The organism is Ruegeria sp. AE4 (assembly GCF_056542185.1).
In genome coordinates, this window is record NZ_JBQFZK010000007.1 from 1 (window position 1) to 18,408 (window position 18,408).

Annotated in this window: 16 protein-coding genes; 6 read left to right on the forward strand and 10 right to left on the reverse strand. The window is 54.3% G+C overall.

Annotated elements, in window-relative coordinates; all coding sequences use genetic code 11:
• The 3 genes from ACR0EK_RS10855 to ACR0EK_RS10865 form a co-directional block, all read right to left on the reverse strand.
• Positions 1-1,906: M10 family metallopeptidase C-terminal domain-containing protein (locus tag ACR0EK_RS10855; RefSeq protein WP_480899998.1), on the reverse strand; the 1,906-nt coding region annotated here is incomplete at its 3' end.
• 461 nt (positions 1,907-2,367) lie between these two features.
• Entirely contained in the window at positions 2,368-4,740 is a 2,373-nt protein-coding gene (locus tag ACR0EK_RS10860; protein ID WP_480899996.1) for a 1-deoxy-D-xylulose-5-phosphate synthase N-terminal domain-containing protein, read from the reverse strand.
• A 15-nt stretch (positions 4,741-4,755) separates the two neighbouring features.
• A complete protein-coding gene (locus ACR0EK_RS10865; RefSeq protein ID WP_480899994.1) occupies positions 4,756-5,955 on the reverse strand; it encodes a methionine gamma-lyase in 1,200 nt (399 codons plus the stop codon).
• A gap of 115 nt (positions 5,956-6,070) precedes the next feature.
• On the opposite strand from ACR0EK_RS10865, the gene ACR0EK_RS10870 reads away from it, so the two are divergent.
• Positions 6,071-6,523 (forward strand): Lrp/AsnC family transcriptional regulator, encoded by a 453-nt coding sequence (locus tag ACR0EK_RS10870; protein ID WP_209507088.1) that lies wholly within the window; start codon positions 6,071-6,073, stop codon positions 6,521-6,523.
• A gap of 218 nt (positions 6,524-6,741) precedes the next feature.
• Here the strand turns inward: ACR0EK_RS10870 and ACR0EK_RS10875 are convergent, their stop codons facing one another.
• The 6 genes from ACR0EK_RS10875 to ACR0EK_RS10900 form a co-directional block, all read right to left on the reverse strand.
• On the reverse strand, positions 6,742-7,680 hold the full coding sequence (locus ACR0EK_RS10875; protein WP_480899991.1) for an HAD-IIA family hydrolase: 939 nt from the start codon (positions 7,678-7,680) through the stop codon (positions 6,742-6,744).
• Complete coding sequence (gene phnE / locus ACR0EK_RS10880; RefSeq protein ID WP_480899989.1) at positions 7,644-8,459, reverse strand: phosphonate ABC transporter, permease protein PhnE; 816 nt, start codon at positions 8,457-8,459, stop codon at positions 7,644-7,646. Before phnE (ACR0EK_RS10880) ends, ACR0EK_RS10875 begins: the two co-directional genes overlap by 37 nt.
• Complete coding sequence (phnE, locus tag ACR0EK_RS10885) at positions 8,459-9,274, reverse strand: phosphonate ABC transporter, permease protein PhnE (protein WP_209507091.1); 816 nt, start codon at positions 9,272-9,274, stop codon at positions 8,459-8,461. Before phnE (ACR0EK_RS10885) ends, phnE (ACR0EK_RS10880) begins: the two co-directional genes overlap by 1 nt.
• Positions 9,271-10,065, reverse strand: coding sequence for a phosphonate ABC transporter ATP-binding protein (gene phnC, locus ACR0EK_RS10890; protein ID WP_480487503.1), 795 nt, complete (start codon positions 10,063-10,065; stop codon positions 9,271-9,273). The genes phnE (ACR0EK_RS10885) and phnC overlap by 4 nt, the downstream gene beginning before the upstream one ends.
• 60 nt (positions 10,066-10,125) lie before the next feature.
• Positions 10,126-11,100 (reverse strand): phosphate/phosphite/phosphonate ABC transporter substrate-binding protein, encoded by a 975-nt coding sequence (gene phnD, locus ACR0EK_RS10895; RefSeq protein WP_480899987.1) that lies wholly within the window; start codon positions 11,098-11,100, stop codon positions 10,126-10,128.
• A gap of 61 nt (positions 11,101-11,161) precedes the next feature.
• Positions 11,162-11,971: a DeoR/GlpR family DNA-binding transcription regulator gene (locus ACR0EK_RS10900; RefSeq protein WP_480477264.1), complete on the reverse strand. Its 810-nt coding sequence runs from the start codon at positions 11,969-11,971 to the stop codon at positions 11,162-11,164.
• 224 nt (positions 11,972-12,195) lie between these two features.
• Between ACR0EK_RS10900 and ACR0EK_RS10905 the strand changes: the two genes are divergently transcribed.
• The 5 genes from ACR0EK_RS10905 to ACR0EK_RS10925 are packed head-to-tail and all read left to right on the forward strand — an operon-like array spanning position 12,196 to position 17,595.
• A complete protein-coding gene (locus tag ACR0EK_RS10905; RefSeq protein ID WP_480483728.1) occupies positions 12,196-12,660 on the forward strand; it encodes an NUDIX hydrolase in 465 nt (154 codons plus the stop codon).
• 58 nt (positions 12,661-12,718) lie between these two features.
• Positions 12,719-13,744, forward strand: a complete 1,026-nt coding sequence (locus ACR0EK_RS10910) for an ABC transporter substrate-binding protein (protein ID WP_480539136.1) — start codon at positions 12,719-12,721, stop codon at positions 13,742-13,744.
• Positions 13,745-15,961, forward strand: coding sequence for an ABC transporter permease (locus ACR0EK_RS10915; protein ID WP_480899984.1), 2,217 nt, complete (start codon positions 13,745-13,747; stop codon positions 15,959-15,961).
• On the forward strand, positions 15,958-17,028 hold the full coding sequence (locus ACR0EK_RS10920) for an ABC transporter ATP-binding protein (RefSeq protein ID WP_480899982.1): 1,071 nt from the start codon (positions 15,958-15,960) through the stop codon (positions 17,026-17,028). The genes ACR0EK_RS10915 and ACR0EK_RS10920 overlap by 4 nt, the downstream gene beginning before the upstream one ends.
• A complete protein-coding gene (locus tag ACR0EK_RS10925) occupies positions 17,029-17,595 on the forward strand; it encodes a histidine phosphatase family protein (RefSeq protein WP_480899980.1) in 567 nt (188 codons plus the stop codon).
• A 3-nt stretch (positions 17,596-17,598) separates the two neighbouring features.
• Here ACR0EK_RS10925 and ACR0EK_RS10930 read toward each other — a convergent pair whose 3' ends face one another.
• Complete coding sequence (locus ACR0EK_RS10930) at positions 17,599-18,390, reverse strand: inositol monophosphatase family protein (protein WP_480487492.1); 792 nt, start codon at positions 18,388-18,390, stop codon at positions 17,599-17,601.
• Positions 18,391-18,408: the final 18 nt, after the last annotated feature.

Genomic DNA, 18,408 nt, shown 5'->3' on the forward strand with positions numbered 1-18,408 from the left:
TCCCGCTAACATATTGCCCCGAGGCATCCGTGGTCCATTCAGCATATGACCCGTTCGCATTTTGCCACAGCACCTTGTAGCCACCGCCCGAAGCTTCGGCCTGAAGCGCCTGCCAGCCCGGCAGGCTGTCTGGCCCAATTGTATTGCCATTATACGTCAGGTTGATGGTACCGTTGATCAGGTACTCACCGCGGGTTGAAGACGCGAGTGTGGTCGACCCGCTGGTCTCGATATTGGTTGTGGCGTGGCCGGTCTGGCCGTCATTGTTCAGATCAACACCATAAAAGGCCTCGACATCCACGACATTGGCGATGCCGGTCCCGCTAACATATTGCCCCGAGGCATCCGTGGTCCATTCAGCATATGACCCGTTCGCATTTTGCCACAGCACCTTGTAGCCACCGCCCGAGGCTTCGGCCTGAAGCGCCTGCCAGCCCGCCAGCGAGTTCTGCCCAATAGACTGGCCACCATAAATCAAAGCAATGTTCGAACTTCCACCATCCAGCACATAAAGCCCTTGGCTGGCATGTTGTAACGTCGTTCCCTGTGTATCAATATCTGAAAGCTGCATTGCAGACTTGATATTCGACCGGGCATACTGCTGTAACCCGTCAAGAAACTGGACCAACTCTACGTCGTCTGCAATGGTGAAAGTTGTGCGCGTGACGACGTCCAAAAACTCGTACAAAACGCCGTTTTCAAAGAATAAATAGTTACTTATCGCGCTGACAAATCTGACAGTGTCTGTGCCGGTTCCACCTGTAAACGTGCCTGCGTTGCTCTGCACAACAGCCAGATCATTGCCCTGGTCCCCAAAGACCTGGTCAGCGCCGGTACCTTGGGCCACAAAAATGATATCGTTGCCTTGGCCGCCATAGATGGTGTTGTTATTGCTTCCGTTGGACAGCGAGTGAATGGTGTCGTTTCCGTCGTTCCCGCGCAAGACGTTCTGAGCGGTATTGCCGACAATAGTATCAGCACCCGATCCGCCAGACGCGTTTTCAATCACAACACCATGCGCGATTGTGAAACCACCTTTTATTCCAGCCGCATGCGAAATCAGCCCACCTCCGGTGACGGAATAGTCCAATGTGGCGGCCCGGAGATCTATGTGTGCGTTCGAACTGCCAACATGTTGTATTGTGTCAATCCCGCCAGTATCCCAAATGGCCTGATAACCAGTTCCTGCGACGTTTGCAGAGGGAAGTGTGTAGGTATTGCCCCCGGAATTATATGAAGTATTCGCCCCATACATGGCCTGCAACGCGGCAATATCCAAAGCCCCAAGCCCCGTTGAACCACCGTACGTTGCGTTAAAGTGTAGCCCCCCGTTTTGTGAAGTCCATCCATCGTTATACGACATCACAGTGTAGACACCCTGATTGAGGCCCGCCGCCCCAAACGAGTCGAATGGCGACGTTACACCGCTCAACACGGTTGTACCCAATCCGGTGTCATGAGGATGCCCCAACCCAAGGGCGTGACCTAATTCATGGACCAAAGTAGTAAAGAAATACCCGCCCGGATCACCGTTTCCGTTGAAAGAAGCAGTCCAGTATGACGTGTTGAACGCGCCATAGGATGTCCCGCTCGATGGCGAATAATGAAATCCGAGAGTTCGCGGGTTTTCAAAGAATGAGGAAGGCGCGAGAACCTCAACCAAGTCAGCGGAACCGGAGGTGACTTCGACAAAAGTAATGTTTGCAACGGCTTCTATTGCGGCCAGCGCCGCACGGAACTCCGCCTTATGCTCTGATGACCAAGCCTGCGTATCAGAGAAGTGCCCGAAACTGTAGGAAATCACCGTCGTGGTCGACGGATTCCCGTCACCATATGCATAGGTGCCCTGGATAGAGCTGAGCGGAGAACTTACGGACGGTCTGGGGATTGTTGTAACGGTGGCCATTTTCTGTCTTAGAAATTAGGTGTTATTGATTGCGCTGAAACTGCTCGAACAAAGTGTTCTTTTTGGGGCAAACGCGTACTGGAGTGTCTCCTGCAAACTACATTATCAACGGCTATTCAAGAGTTACATTCTAGAGGAACAGACCCATTTTTATTAAGCGCATACATGAATAAGAATATTTCCAAAAAACCGGTCGGATAGCGTGCATAGGCCGACTTAATACACGCAAAATTGATTTTCCTGGCGGTCCATACCAACGACAGTTTTGAGCACCTGTAGTGGCAGAAGCAAAGGCGCGCGGATCTTTTCTTTAGTCCCGAGTCGTAATTCTTCTCAGATCCCAAAAGTTTGGTTCGAACAAGGTGCCTTTCGTTCGGGGTTTCGAACCCAAGCGCGCGCCTGCACAAAGGGCCCAATTACCCTGAGGGTAAGGCCCTGGCTGTGACGTCCAACACCGCCGCTCATGTGCGAAGCAAAGCCTTGCCATGGGTCAGACCATTCACCTTCTCCAGGATAGCGTCTGCGTCAATGCAATGGTGCCGATGGAGGTCGCCGATTGTCCCTGTCTGACCAAAATGTTCGACCCCCAATGGGATGGTCTGATGTCCCTGTACGGCACCCAGCCAAGACAATGTCGCGGGGTGTCCGTCGATCACGGTAACCAGCTTGCAGTGGCACGGCAGACCGGACATCAAAGTTTCGATGTGGGACCGAGCCGCCTGATTGCCGCGCGAACGCGCCCGTTGCGCTGCCGTCCACCCAGCGTTTAGCCGGTCTGCCGAAGTCACCGCCAGCACTCCAATGTCTTTGCGTCCTTCGCCCATCACGCCAGCGGCTTTGATCGCTTCGGGTGCAACGGCCCCCTGATAGGCGATTACGACCTCGCAATTCGGCCCCGGTTTTCGCAACCAGTATGCGCCATCAATAGCACCTTGACGGAACTCATCGTCCACGCGTTTGCCAGGCTGTTCAATCGGGTTTGTCGTCAAGCGCAGATAAACCGAACCGCCTGTTTCGTCACGCAGCCAGGTGCGTTCGTCCGGTTGCCCTTCGCCATCACGCTGCAGGTAGTCAAAGGCCCACTCCATGATCACAGCCAGTTCATCAGCAAAGGCTGGCTCAAAGGCCGCCAGTCCGTCCTGGCTCATCCCGATCAAAGGTGTGCCAATGGATTGATGCGCGCCGCCTTCTGGGGCCAGAGTTATGCCCGAAGGCGTGCCGACCAGCATAAAGCGCGCATCCTGATAACAAGCATAATTGAGCGCATCGAGGCCACGGCTGACAAAGGGGTCATACACAGTACCGATCGGGATAAGCCGCTTGCCGAACAGGGAATGCGAAAGGCCCGCAGCGCCCAAAAGCAACATGAGGTTCATCTCGGCAATACCAAGCTCGATATGTTGCCCTTCGGGAGTAAATTCCCATTTTGCCGTCGAGGGGATACGATGTTCAATAAAAGCGTCGGCTTGCTCGGATCTGGCAAACAGTTTGCGCCGATTAACCCACGGGCCAAGGTTTGTTGTACCAGTGACATCAGGAGACGTCGTCAGGATGCGCTCGGCCAATTGGCTGTCGCCTTTCGACAAGTCGTCCAAAATCTTGCCGAAAGCCATTTGGGTTGAAATTTCGCGGCTTGTTTCGATGTCAATCGCTGGAACATCCAGCTTGCCATCGAAATAGCGTCGCGGACCTTTGGCAAAGAAGGGAACTTTCGACAGAAAGTCTTTCAGCGCCTCCGGGTCCTGCACTGCCGCAAGCGGTTCCCATTCCTCGCCGGCGGGCACGCCCATATGTTCTTGCCACGCGGCGAACTGGCTGTTGTTCATCAGCCCGCCGTGGTTGTCCTTGTGGCCCGCAATTGGCGTGCCCCATCCCTTTACGGTATATGCAAGGAAACAGGTTGGGCGGTCATGTTCGATGGCGGCAAAAGTTTGGGCCATGGTCTCAACGCAGTTGCCGCCGAGGTTTTCCATCAATGCAGCGAGTTCGGCATCTGTGCGCCGTTCGATCAGCGCCGTCACATCACCCTGATCGCCAAGATCGTCCATGAGGCGCTTTCGCCAAACCTCGCCACCCATGAACGTCAGGGCCGAGTATTCCTGGTTCGAGCAGGCATCAATCCAGTCTCGCAGCCGATCGCCGCCAGGTTCTTTGAAGGCCGCGCGCTGCAACACGCCGTGCTTCACGCGCACAACATCCCATCCGAAGGCATCAAAGATTTTTTCGATCCGTTCGAACAATCCTTCACGAACGATGCCGTCAAGCGACTGCCGATTGTAGTCGATAATCCACCACGTGTTGCGCAGGCCGTTTTTCCAGCCTTCCTGCAATGCTTCGTATACGTTGCCTTCATCCAGTTCAGCGTCGCCTACAAGCGCCACCATGCGCCCCATCGGGGCATCTGCCCCCCAGTTTTTGGCCTTGACATAGTCCTGAATGATCGAAGCAAACGAGGTGATCGCGACACCCAAACCTACCGAACCTGTCGAGAAGTCGACATCATCGATATCCTTTGTCCGGCTGGGATAACTTTGCACGCCGCCAAACCCGCGAAAGTTTACCATCTTTTCGCGGGTCTGGTTGCCCATGAGGTACTGCATCGCGTGGAAAACCGGTGACGCATGCGGTTTGACCGCAACCCGATCTTCCGGACGCAAAGCCGAAAAGTATAGCGCAGTCATGATCGAAACCATCGACGCGGACGACGCTTGGTGACCACCGACCTTTATCCCATCAACCTTGGGCCGGATATGATTGGCATGGTGGATCATCCAATGCGACAACCACAGCAGACGCTGTTCAACGGTTTTCAACTGGTTGGGATCATATGGCATGGTGGTCTCCGAGACTCAGGCGGCACTGCGGGCAGGGTAGGGCAAAGCTTGCTCTAAATCTGCAAGGATATCATCAACGTCTTCCAGCCCGACGGAAAGACGGATCAGACCGTCGCTGATCCCATGTTCTGCCCGTTCTTCCGCAGTATAAGTCGAATGAGTCATGGATGCCGGGTGCTGGATCAGGGTTTCTGCGTCCCCCAAGGACACGGCGCGCTGGATCATGTTCAGGCGGTTCATGAACTCGATGCCACCGGACAGGCCAGACTTGATTTCAAAGGCGATCATGGCGCCGGGCTGCGACATCTGGCGTTGTGCGACATCGTGCTGGCCAAAACTCTCAAGCCCCGGGAAATAAACCTCACTGACGGCCGGGTGTGCCTGAAGGTAATCGGCGACAACCTTGGCGGACGCACAGTGGCGATCCAGTCGCAGGTTCAGTGTCTTCAGTCCACGCAGGATCAGCATTGCGTTGAAAGGTGCCATCACTGCGCCTGTCATGTCCTTCATGCCGACAAGCCGGATCTCAGAAATCTGCTCGGCGGTTCCGACCACAAGACCCGCGACCACATCGCCATGCCCGCCCAGATATTTGGTGGCGGAGTGCAGGACGATATCCGCGCCGTGCTCGATCGGGCGGGTCAGATATGGGCTGGCATATGTATTGTCGACCACAACCTGTGCACCGACAGAATGTGCAATCTCTGAACTGGCAGCGATATCCACCAAGCGCATGTTTGGATTGGCTGGGGTTTCAAAATAGACGACGCGGGTTTTTTCGGAAACAGCGGCTTTCAGGTTCGCAGGGTCCGTCATGTCGACATGGGTAATAGTGACACCCCATTTTGCCAGACCGTGGCGCATGAAAGCGAATGTGCAGCCGTAGAGCGTCTTGTCGACAATGACTTCGTCACCTGGCGACAGCAGGGTCCAAAGTACGGCGGTAATTGCACCCATCCCGCTGGACAGTGCAAGTCCAGCCTCGGCACCTTCCAGCACGGCAATGCGCTTTTCAAGAAGGTCACATGTCGGGTTCGATATCCGGCTATAGATATGACCTGCGCGCTCACCGGCAAACATTTCCCCACCAGCCTCTGCGGTTTCGAAGGAGAAAGTTGAGGTCAAGTGGAGGGGCGGGGTCAGCGCACCATCGTTTTCAAACGGGTTGTAGGCATGATGAATGGCGCGAGTGGCAAATCCGGTTGTGCGGGTCACGGTGGGCTCCTGATCTAAGTTGTTATCACTTTGCGCCTTTACTTTGAGCAATAGGTTGCGAATAATGCCAAGGTAAGGATCAATATTGGCATATTATGCTAATAATGGAGAGAAGATGGACGCCAAAGACAGGCAGATCATTCGAGCGTTGCAGCGGGACGGGCGTATGACGAACCAGGATCTTGCTGATGAGGTCAACCTGTCTCCTTCACCGTGTCTGCGGCGGGTCAAAAACCTTGAGGCCAGCGGTGTCATCAAAGGATACAGCGCCGATGTGGACGCTGCCGCATACGGGATGGCGATTACCGTCTTTGTCCGCATCCGGCTTGAGCGGCACAATGAAACAGATGTGCAGAAATTCGAAAAACGCGTTCGAATGATCGATGAAGTTTTAGAATGCCATGTGCTGACCGGCGCAATGGATTACCAGTTGCGGGTATTGGTATCGGACCTCGAAGCATACGAAGACTTTATTCGAAACCGAATTCACCCGATCGGCGGAATAGCTTCGATCGACACCAGTTTTGTCTATGGAACAGTCAAGAAAACAGCGGTGTTTCCAGCCTGAGATGGCTTGAGTTCTCGAAAGTGACCCTTAGCATTGAGTTCCAGATTGTTAGGATGCAAAATAACCGGTTTCGAGGTTCTGAGACTATGGGTATTTGCCGTTAGAAAATTCACCTACTGGATACACCTCCACAAAAGCAACATAATCATCATTACACGCATCTTCTGCAAGGCAACCTGCCCGTACACTCTTCCTAAAATACGCCTTAGTTCGAAATCTCAGGGTCGGGTCACGACAAAATCCGGCACAATCGCTGCTTGTTTGATAGCTTCCTCAACATCATGCCCGGCGAAGAATCCAAAATCCGAGACAAGTGCCGAAGCCACTCCGGCATGACGCGCGCCCAGAATGTCAGTATGCAGACTATCACCCACCATCAGAACGCGGGATTTGTCGACAGGCCCAAGTCGCTTAAAAGCAAGATCATAGATATTGCCGAAAGGCTTTCCATAAAACTGCGGGGTTACGCCCGTCCGGTCGGCCAAACGGTGCGCGAAAAGACCGGGTTCTTTGGAAAAGCCGTACTCGCGTGGGGCAACGATGTCCGGGTTGCCAACCAATACCGGGCGGGGTCGGCTTAGCAATGCCGCCTCCAACATCGCCTGCCGGGTTTCGGTCCAGGCGGCTGACCCGATCATCAGAAAACCATCAACAGTTTCGTAGGGTTGCGGGTCATCCTCCAGATAGGTTAGTTTCAAATCTTCCAAATCGCGAAGCCCGGCGCTGGGTGTCGCCATCAAACCCCAGTGCAGCCCATGTTGACCATTCAGCCCGGACAGCAACGTAGCCCGACTGGTAATCACATCCTGCGGAGCGAAGTCATATCCCAGCCTGGTGTATTTCTCCAACAGCGTGGCGTGGGGAAACCCGGCGGCATTCGACACCACCAGGACACGTTTGCCCGCAGCCGTTAGTGACTTGATCCGTTCCGGCGTATCGGGGATTGCTGTTTCTCCGATATTGAGAACCCCGAACGCATCCAGAAGAAATACGTCAAACTCATCCATAATTTCGGAAAGGGTCTCGATACGACGATAACTCACGTCGTTCGGTTCAATATCTGGAAGGCGGTGCCGGACGGCTTCGTATGCCTTAAAAGCCTCCTGCGCTGAGAATCCGGTCAAATGATCGCTCCTCGTACCTTTGCCGAAACCCATTCGCTGATCATGACCGCAAAAAGAATTACAATCAGGATGAGGCTGACTTGCGGCCACGCCAGAACATTAAGCGAGGCCGAGAGCTGCAACCCGATGCCACCGGCACCAACCAGACCAAGCACTGTAGACTCGCGAATATTGATATCCCAACGAAAGACCGCAATTCCGGCAAAAGCTGGCAGGATTTGCGGAACGATCCCATATGCCATGACTTGCCACCGCGAAGCACCGGTGGCTGTGATCGCCTCGACCTGACCGTGATCAATCTCTTCAATCGCTTCATAAAGAAGTTTGGCGCAAAACCCGATTGAACGAATGGCGATTGCTATGACACCGGCGAACACGCCCGGTCCGATGATAGCGATCAATAGAAGCGCCCAGATCAGCGAGTTGATTGAGCGGGTCGAGACAATGACCAACAAGGCAATGGGGCGGATGAACAACGCCGACGGGGTAGTATTGCGGGCCGCCAAAAAGGCAACCGGCACGGCCATGCACAGAGCGATGATCGTGCCCAGTGTAGCGATGTTCAGTGTATCCCAGATCGGGCGACCCAGCTGGGTAATATAATCCCATTTCGGAGGTGTTGCGCGGGTCCAGATATCGTTGGCGATACGGGGTGCGTCCCAGACGAAAAACCAGGTTGTCGATTCCGAAATGAGCTGCCAACAGTAGACAAAAACCGCTACTCCCAGAAGCCAGCCAAACCAGCGAACCAGGCTTTGGCGCGTCGTCCGCCTGCGCCAGATTTGTGTATCGTCGCGTTCAAGAACCGGCATTACTGAACCCTCGCGCGGATAATTCCCGAAAGGTATTCAAGGGCCATGACGATCCCGATGATAAGGATCAGAATGGCGGCAGCCGTATCATATTCATATCGATCAAACGCGGTGTTAAGTGTCGCGCCAATGCCGCCTGCCCCCACCAGCCCGAGAATAGCGCTTTCCCGGAAATTGATGTCGATCCGGTACATGGAAAGACCCACAAGCCTAGGCATGATCTGAGGCTGAACCCCGTAGTTGATCCATTGCAGCCATCGTGCACCAGAGGCCTGAATCGCCTCAGCCTGAACTTTGTCCATCGCCTCGATATCTTCGGCCAAAAGCTTGGAAAGAAACCCAATGGTTGCGAAAGACAGCGTCAAAAATCCTGCCAGCGGGCCAAAGCCAAAGATGGCCACAAGCAAAATGGCAACGATAATTTCCTGCAATGCCCGGCTTAACGCGACAATGCCGCGGCACATTATGTAAATTGGCAACGGGGCGATATTACGTGCAGCCCCCAATCCTATCGGGATCGAAATCAGGATACCGACAACCGAAGCGGCCACGGTCATCACAATGCTTTCCAGAAGACCGGCCCAGATATCCGACCACCGTGAAATGAAATCCGGGCTGGTAAAGGCAAGGACGAACGCCCATCCCCTGTCCAGTCCCTCATAGACCCTGCCCCAATCAACATCGATGGTCATGAAAGCCGCAATCAGGTAGGCGAAGAACCCAAGTATCAATGCCCTGCGCAGCAACGTGTTTTTGATAAAGGCCGGTTTGCGCCAGCCTTTTCCCAGCATGTCGTCAAGTTCTCGATGGCTCATTCTGCGGCCTCGACATCTTCATCCTCATCCACTTTTTCGATGGTCGCTTCCCAGTCTTCCTCGCCGTAAATCTCGGTCAGCTTTTCCGGGGTGAGCCCTGTTGGAAGACCATCAAACACGATTTCGCCAAAGCGGAGGCCCACGACACGCGGAACGAACATCTGGGCTAGAGCCACGTCATGGATGTTGATGATGGCCGCCAGCCCGCGCTCCTGACACAGCTCGGTGATCAGCCGCATGATCTGTCGACTGGTCTTCGGATCCAGCGACGCGGTCGGTTCATCGACCAGCAACAACTTTGGGTCCTGGATCAGAGCGCGGCAGATACCGACCCTTTGGCGTTGACCACCCGACAACTCGTCCGCGCGTTTGTCAGCCATATGCAACAGCCCCACCCGGTCCAGCAGGCGGAAAGCCTCGTCCACATCCGACTGCGGATACCGCCGCAGAAAGCTGCGCCAGAATCCCACATACCCCAACCTACCGGACAATACGTTTTCCATCACGGTGAGGCGTTCGACCAGGGCATATTCCTGAAAGATCATACCCATTTCGCGGCGTGCTTTCCGCAACGCACCCGACCCGAGTTTGGTCAGGTCCATGTCATCCAGAAGAACACCGCCGCTTGTGGGTTCAACCAAGCGGTTGATGCAACGGATCATGGTCGATTTTCCCGCGCCCGAGGGTCCAATTAGTGCAAGCACCTGCCCTTTGGGTACCTCAAGATCGATGGCCTTCAGTGCCTGATCTCCGGTCTTGTAGGTTTTCGTCAGCTTTTGAAGACGCAGCATAAATTGCCCCCGATTAGGGTGATTAGCGGGCCTTTTCAGGCCCGCTGGATTAAGCAAGACTTATTGGCAGGCGTAGGAGACGCCGTTTGCCGCGTCAATTTTGCGAATGACGTCCCAGAATTCCTGGTAAGTCATCTCAAGAAATTGGCCTTCGTTCGACTTGGAAAACTCCGCTTCAAGCGTCGTCCCTTCCCACTCGAAGTTGAAGAAAGCATTGCGGATTTTCTCCTGCAATTCGGGCGTCAGGTTGTAGACAGTGCCAAATCCGGTGGTTGGGAAGGTCTGCGATTTGTAAATCGTAACAACATCTTCCTCCTTGATCACATCCCGCAAAATCATCCGTGCCTTTACCGAATTTGCAATCGATGCCGCTGGATAGTCCTTGTTCGCCACACCAAGGATCGAGTTGTCGTGCTTTCCCGAATAGACGGGTTCGAAGTCGCGATCGGGCAGAAGATCAAAGTCACTTTTCAGGATCGCCGACGGTGCTTTGAAGCCCGAGTTGGACGTGGGTGACGTGAAGGCAAGTTGCTTACCTTTGATATCCTCAACCTTTTCGATGCCCGAGCCTGGGTAGGTGATGATCTCCATTTCATAACCGAAGTTACCGTCTTTTGAGGCCATAATCGTAAACGGTCGGAACCCGGCACAGTTTACTGCCAGTGGGTTGGACCCGGTGTTGAAGCCCGCAATATGCAGGCGTCCCGACCGCATCGCCTCGATCTGGGCGGCGTTGTTTTGGACCGGAAAAAAGACCACGTCCTTGCCTGTCTCAGCCTTCAGATGCTCTAGAAAGTCAGACCACGCGGTTTTGTATACGGCTGGGTCTTCGACCGGTGTATAGGCAAAAATCAGGGTGTCAGGATCAATTAGCTGGGAAGAATCTGTGGGGATATCCGCAATCAAATCCCCATCCACGTCGCAAAATCGCTCGTCCAGATCACCCCTCGGGCAATCTTGCGCCGAAGCTGTGCCGGAAAGCGACATAAGCGAAATTGCCGATGCCCCAATCAATAATCTGATGTCTATCTTCATGTTTTCCTCCCAGTCATGCGCGGTCTTTTTGCAGTCCGCTGTTCGTCATTCGTTTCAGTGTTTACGGGGCGACGAGAACATCAACCTCGGCACCGTTGATCGCGTTAAGCAATTCTCCTGTTGGTTTCGTGTCGGAAACTATGGAATCCAGGCTGGTCAGGTCTCCGACCTGAGACAGGCCTTTACGGCCAAATTTCCCTGAATCGATTAAAAGATGTCGATTTGCTGCGCGCGTCAGCATCATTCTTTTGACAGCCGCAAAACCGCGCACGGTTTCTGAAGGGCCTTCAACCGAAAAACCCGACGAGCCGATCATGCATCTGTCGACATTGAACCGAGACAGGAATTCCAGCGTTTCGGTTCCAATCGTCGCAGATTCGGTTGCCAGATATTCTCCTGGACAAAGCAGAACCTCGGCAGCCCCATGGCCGAGGGTCATTGCCACCGGAATAGAATTTGTAATCACTGTGCAAGGAGTGCCGAGATAGGCCAATGCACGGGCCATCTCGATTGTGGTCGAACCGGAATCGATCATGACCGTTTCACCATCGCGCACCAGCCCCGCCGCGCTGATTCCTATGCGTTCGCGCTCCTCAATTCGCGCGTTGGCCCGCTCGTCCAGACCTGGATAATGCCCTTGTGCCGGGGCAGATGCCCCTCCGTGCGCGCGTGCGATCAGGCCGTCATTCGACAGGGCGTCAAAATCCCTGCGCACCGTCTCGTTAGAGACGTTGAAACGCTGGGCCAATTCATTGATGCGAACGTGCGGGCGAAGCTTCAACTCCAGCAGTATTTGCTGGCGCCGGTCGGATTTCTTTACCCTACCCCGTCCCTTTTCAATCGTTTTGGCACGTATTTTCGTTTTGGACATCCAACAACCCAATCAGGTTTCAAACCCCACTTTTGTGGGATTTCGGGCATAATGCAATAATTTTTGTTGCATAACCCTCAGTAGGTTGTGACAATTCGGAAGAGTCCAAAGCGCAAGGCAAGAATGTGTGAATTGAACCGTTTCATAGTGAAAACCCAAGAACCACCGTTAACGACTGAAGGTTATTCTGGGTGCGCTATTGATACCGTGTCATTGAGGGCAGCATGAGCGACGGCAACATAACAGACCAGATTGCAGCACTTCCGATGCGCTGGGACAGGGATGGAAAACTACGCGTTCTGATGGTGACTTCGCGCGATACTGGGCGGTGGGTCATCCCAAAAGGTTGGTTGATGGAAGGAAAGAAACCTTGGCATGCCGCCGAAATTGAAGCTCTGGAAGAAGCAGGTGCAGTCGGGGCAATCTCGAAACAGCCGATTGGCCAATTTTTCTACGACAAGCGCTTTGAGGGCGCGAATAGCGTTCGCTGCCGCGTTACCCTCTATCCCATGGTCGTTGAAAAACTGAAGCGGCGTTGGAAAGAACGGGAAGAACGGACGCGTCACTGGTTTTCACCGGGGAAAGCGGCAAAGCTGGTGGAAGAAAGAGATCTGTCAAGTTTTCTGAGAAATCTGACGGGCAATCAGAACGCCCAGTCTGTCATTAACAAGCTACGAAAAGCTGGATGAGAAAGCGCCTGACAAAACAAAAGATACTGGTGCACGATAACCAAAGGGAGGAATGATAATGAAAAAACTTACATCCACGGCCGTCGGGTCGCTGATTGCAATAGCCGCATCTGTGTCGGCAGCGCAGGCAGACAAGCTGACACTCTATTGCTCGGCGCAGGAAGACTGGTGCCAACTCATGGCGCGCAGTTTCGAAGATGCAACGGGCATCGACGTCAACATGACGCGTAAGTCGTCAGGCGAAACCTTTGCCCAGATTCGTGCCGAAAGCTCGAACCCGAAAGGAGACGTTTGGTGGGGCGGCACGGGTGATCCGCATTTGCAGGCCGCCGAAGAGGACCTAACAATGGAATACATGTCGCCAATGCGCGACCAGCTTCATGATTGGGCAATTTCCCAAGCCGAAAGTGCCGGAAACAGAACGATCGGCATTTATTCCGGCGCACTTGGGTATGGCTATAACGCAGACCTGCTGGCGGCCAATAACCTACCCGAACCCGCCTGTTGGAAAGACCTGCTAAAGCCTGAATACAAGGGTCACGTTCAGATGGCCAACCCGAACTCGTCTGGTACGGCCTACACAACGCTGGCCTCGATGGTGCAGATCTTTGGCGAGGATGAAGGTTTTGAGTTCATGAAAGGCCTGCATTCGAATATCAACCAGTATACAAAATCCGGATCTGCACCAATCAAAGCAGCCGGTCGAGGCGAGAACACGATTGGCATCGTCTTCATGCATGATGCGGTAAAGCAGGCTGTTTCGGGTTTCCCGATCAAGGTAGTCGCGCCTTGTGAGGGTACGGGATACGAAATTGGCTCGATGTCCATTATTGAAGGCGCCCGCAACGAGGAAGAGGCGAAGAAATTCTATGACTGGGCGCTGTCGCCCGAGGCGCAGAACCTTGCTCTTCAGGTCAGCGCGTTTCAGGTGCCATCAAATAAGAGCGCAGAAACGTCGGAAAGCGCGCCTGACATGAGTCAGATCAAGCTGATCGACTATGACTTCAAAAAGTATGGTTCCTCAGACGAACGAAAGCGTCTGTTGCAGAAATGGGACGAAGAGGTTTCGGTTCTGCCGCAGTAAATGGCCAACCATATTACAAAAAAGACCCGTCCGGTTCTGATCTTTTGGGTCATCGCCGGGTGGGTCGGGTTTTGCCTGCTGCCGTGGTATATGGTCGACGGCGGCCTGTGGTCATTCGAATGGCTTTTTGACGGTTACCCGTTTGACGAAGATTATGCCCCCGCTGCATTCCTGATCGCACAGGGTGAGAAGCTTTGGCTTGCCCCACTGTTGATCGCTCTGACCTTACCCCTTCTGGCGCTGAAGCGAGCCAAGTCTGACCCCCTCTATGCCCGGGTTCTGATCCTTTCCGGTGCGCTCGGCTTCGGCTGGTTGATCGCACAGGGATTCGGGATTGGCATCAGGGGTTTCAATTTCAATTGGTTGGAAGCCTATTTTGGCGAACTTGGTGATCGCCAATTCGGTATGGGCTATGGCGCAATGATTTGCGCTTCAAGCTTTCTGTTCCTGTTGACCCAAGGCATTGCGGCAAGAGGTGCCATCAACGGTGACGTCTTTGTTGTTAGTGCGATTGGCGGTGTGATTACCATCGTCACCGTCTTTGTTTTTTTTCCGATCGCCAAGATGCTGTTCGCTGCCTTTGTCACTGAAGATGGCGCATATTCCATTGCTGTCTTCTTTTCAAAGTTCTTTGATGCCCGGCTTTGGGGGTTGGGGTGTTTTTATGGTGCCAGATGCGGCGCGGCATGGAACTCGCTGTTTCTTGCCATCCTGGTTGGCTTCGTCACGACTGCCCTGGGTTTGTGCTTTGCACTGGTCGTGACCCGCTCGGGTTTCCGCTACAAACGCGTGCTGCGGGCTTTGACTGTTCTTCCGATCATCACCCCGCCATTTGTGATTGGCCTCGCGCTGATCCTGCTTTTTGGTCTGTCAGGCTCGGTCACACGGTTCGTCGCCGAGCTGTTCGGCACGCAGCCAACGCGCTGGCTGTACGGAATGCCAGGCATATTCATCGCACAGGCCCTTGCATTCACGCCCATTGCATTCCTCGTTCTTATCGGCGTGGTGGAAGGCGTCTCGCCATCTATGGAGGAAGCGGCCCAGACTCTCCGCGCCAGCAGATGGCAAACGTTCAGGACAGTGTCCCTGCCCCTGATGCGCCCCGGTCTTGCCAATGCATTTCTTTTGGGCTTCATCGAAAGCATGGCCGACTTCGGAAACCCGCTTGTTCTGGGTGGGAATTTCGACGTTCTATCGACCGAGATTTTCTTTGCCATCGTCGGGGCGCAATATGACCAAGGACGGGCCGCCGTTCTGGCCATGGTATTGCTGTTTTTTACTCTTTCGGCCTTTTACGCACAGCGTGTTTGGCTGGGCAAGAAAAGCTATACCACCGTAACAGGCAAAGGCGACGCAGGCGTGCACCCTTTGATGCCTACGGGTCTTTCTGTTCCAGTGCTGGTAATCGCTCTTGGCTGGGCGGTGTTCACGATCATTGTCTATGCAATGATCATCTACGGCAGTGTGGTCGAGCTTTGGGGGGTCAATAACTCCCTGACCCTAAAGCACTACGTCACGGCATTCTCTGTTCGATTTGAAGAAGAGGGCATTCGTTGGACCGGCGCCGCGTGGGACAGCTTCTGGACTACCATAACCATTGCGGCGATTGCTGCGCCTCTGACGGCAGCGGTTGGGTTGGTCACGGCTTACCTATTGACCCGGCAAAGCTTTGCGGGAAAGAACGCTTTCGAGTTTGGGACCATGCTGTCCTTTGCAATCCCCGGTACGGTGATTGGTGTCAGCTATATTCTTGCCTTCAACGTTCCGCCCATCGAGATAACCGGCACAGGCGTTATCCTTGTTATCAGCTTCATATTCCGCAACATGCCGGTTGGGGTCCGTGCGGGCATCGCCAGCATGTCGCAACTTGACCGCAGTCTCGATGAATCCTCGCTGACCCTTGGTGCAAACTCGTGGCAGACATTTCGTCGTGTCATTCTGCCGCTGCTACGTCCCGCGATACTTGCCGCGCTTGTTTACAGTTTTGTCCGCGCGATGACGGCGATCTCGGCTGTGATTTTTCTGGTCAGTGCCGAATACGACATGGCAACCAGCTATATCATCGGGCGGGTCGAGAATAACGACTATGGTCTCGCCATTGCGTATTCGACGACGCTGATCTTCGTGATGCTGGCAGCGGTCGGTTTATTGCAAATTCTCGTCGGTCGGGTCCAGATCGGTCGGCGCACACAGAACACAACGGAGACACCCTCATGACCGACAACAAAATCGGTTCCAAGGCCGCCCCGGTATTATTTGAGAAAGTGTCGAAAGTGTTCGGCAAAAACGTTGTGGCTGTTGATAACATTAACCTTCATGTCGAAGCGGGAAAACTGGTCACGCTGCTTGGTCCGTCAGGCTGTGGGAAAACAACGACGTTGCGCATGATCGCCGGGTTAGAGATGGCAAGCTCTGGCAAGATTATGATTGGCAACCGGGACGTCACCAAACTGCCCGCAACAGACCGCGACGTATCAATGGTGTTTCAATCATACGCGCTGTTTCCCCACATGAGCGTGCTGGAGAACGTGATGTACGGCCTCACATTCTCGGGCTTTGCCAAGGATGAGGCTCGCAGCCGCGCCTTGCATGGCTTGCAATTGGTAGGGCTCAAGGGGTTCGACAATCGCCTTCCCTCCGAACTCTCGGGTGGTCAGCAACAACGTGTCGCCGTCGCGCGAGCGCTGGTTCTAGAACCACAGGTTCTGCTGTTTGACGAGCCGCTATCCAACCTTGATGCCAAGCTGCGACGCCAGGTGCGCGAGGATATCCGGGCCATTCAGCAAGACCTTGGATTGACGGTTGTCTATGTCACCCACGATCAGGAAGAGGCCCTGGCCGTCTCGGACGAGATTGTTGTGATGCGGAACGCCGCGATCGCTCAGATGGGTACACCTCGCGAGCTTTATGATGCCCCGAATGACCGGTTTGTTGCCGATTTCATAGGCGAGGCAAACCTGCTCAACTGTCAAATCATTGCAACTGACGGTGATACTGCAACGATCGAGATCGAAGGATACCGTCACACTCTGCCGCGTCGGGGTTTGACCAATGGGCCCGCAACCATCGCTGTACGACCCTCGCGCCTTGTGATTGGTTCTGATGACGGCATCGCCGCTACAGTGGCGAAGGCAACCTATGTTGGCGTGCGGATGGAATACACGCTGACCGGCGCATTTGGTCAGGTTTTTGCGGTCCACGATGATGTTGATGCACCGCTTGCACCGGGTACCGAAATCAGGATGGGGTTTGCGGGCAAAGGGCCGGTACTTCTGCCTGACTAGATGTCGAATTTACTGATCATCACTCACCCCGAGGTCGATATTGATCCGGATACCCCCATTACGGAATGGGGTCTGAGCACGACAGGTCGCCGGCGCGCCGCATCCTTTGCCGCCGGTGAAGCTATGGCCAATGTCAGCCATATCTGGGCCAGCAGCGAACGAAAGGCTCGCGACACTGGTGAGATTATGGCCGCGCCCTTGGGGTTGCCTCTAAATATCCACCCGGAACTTGGCGAGAATGATCGGAGTACCACTGGTTTCCTGCCACGGGAAAGGTTCGAGGCGGCCGCCGACGCATTCTTTGCCCAGCCGGACATTAGCTTTCGCGGTTGGGAAACTGCGGCCGACGCGCAGAGGCGCATTCACCGGGCAGTCTTGGAAATCACTCGTGCCCATGGCACCGGAGACCTCGCCATCGTTACACATGGCGCGGTCGGGACATTGTTGTGGTGTGAGCTTTCCGGAAATCCGATTGACCGCCAGTACGATCAACCGTCACAAGGCCATTATTGGCAGGCAAGCCTGACAACTTTGCAACCTAATTCCACTTGGTTGCCAATGGCCTAGGCGTTAAGCCCCCCAAGCGTTCTCTGCGATTTCCAACAAACTTTCAAATACATCTGGTGTGCCGACGATCACGCGCCCACCGTCGCGGATCATCGCGTCGGCGTCTTGATCTTCGACAACACCGCCCGCTTCTGCAACCAACAATTGCCCAGCCAGACAATCCCAGGCGTTCATGTGTTCTTCCACATAACCCAGAAGTCGCCCGGCTGCGACATAGGCCAATGACAATGCACCGCTGGCGTTTCTGTGAAACATGGAACCGCGCTCGATCAGTTCTGCAACCACCGGCACGACGTGGCGAGTTTCGATCCGGTTCGAATACCCCACAGAAACCGTCCCATCCCGAAGAGCAACCCCAGAGGCCACGTGTATCGGTGAACCGTTCAGTGTCGCGCCCTCTCCGCGTGTTGCCACAAAGGTCTCGTCCATATTCGGATCCCGGATCACACCGACCACAGTACGCCCTTCGGTGACACCGGCCAGAACAATCGTCCAAACGGGTATGCCATTGACGAAATTCGTAGTTCCATCAATTGGATCAATCACCCAGTCAAAACCGCTCTTGCCTGTGGCAGCGCCGTGTTCTTCGCCAAATATCCCATCCTGCGGCCAAGCATCCATGATCTTTTGGCGAATGAAGGCTTCGACGTTTTTGTCCGCCTCGCTCACCCAGTCCTGAGCACCTTTTTGATCGATAACCAGATTACTCCTGTCCAAGAAGTATTTCTCGGCCATCACCCCAGCTTCTTCACAGACCGCGATGGCAAAATCTCTGCGTTCCGAAAGACGATTCATGGCCTGTCCTTTTGTGTT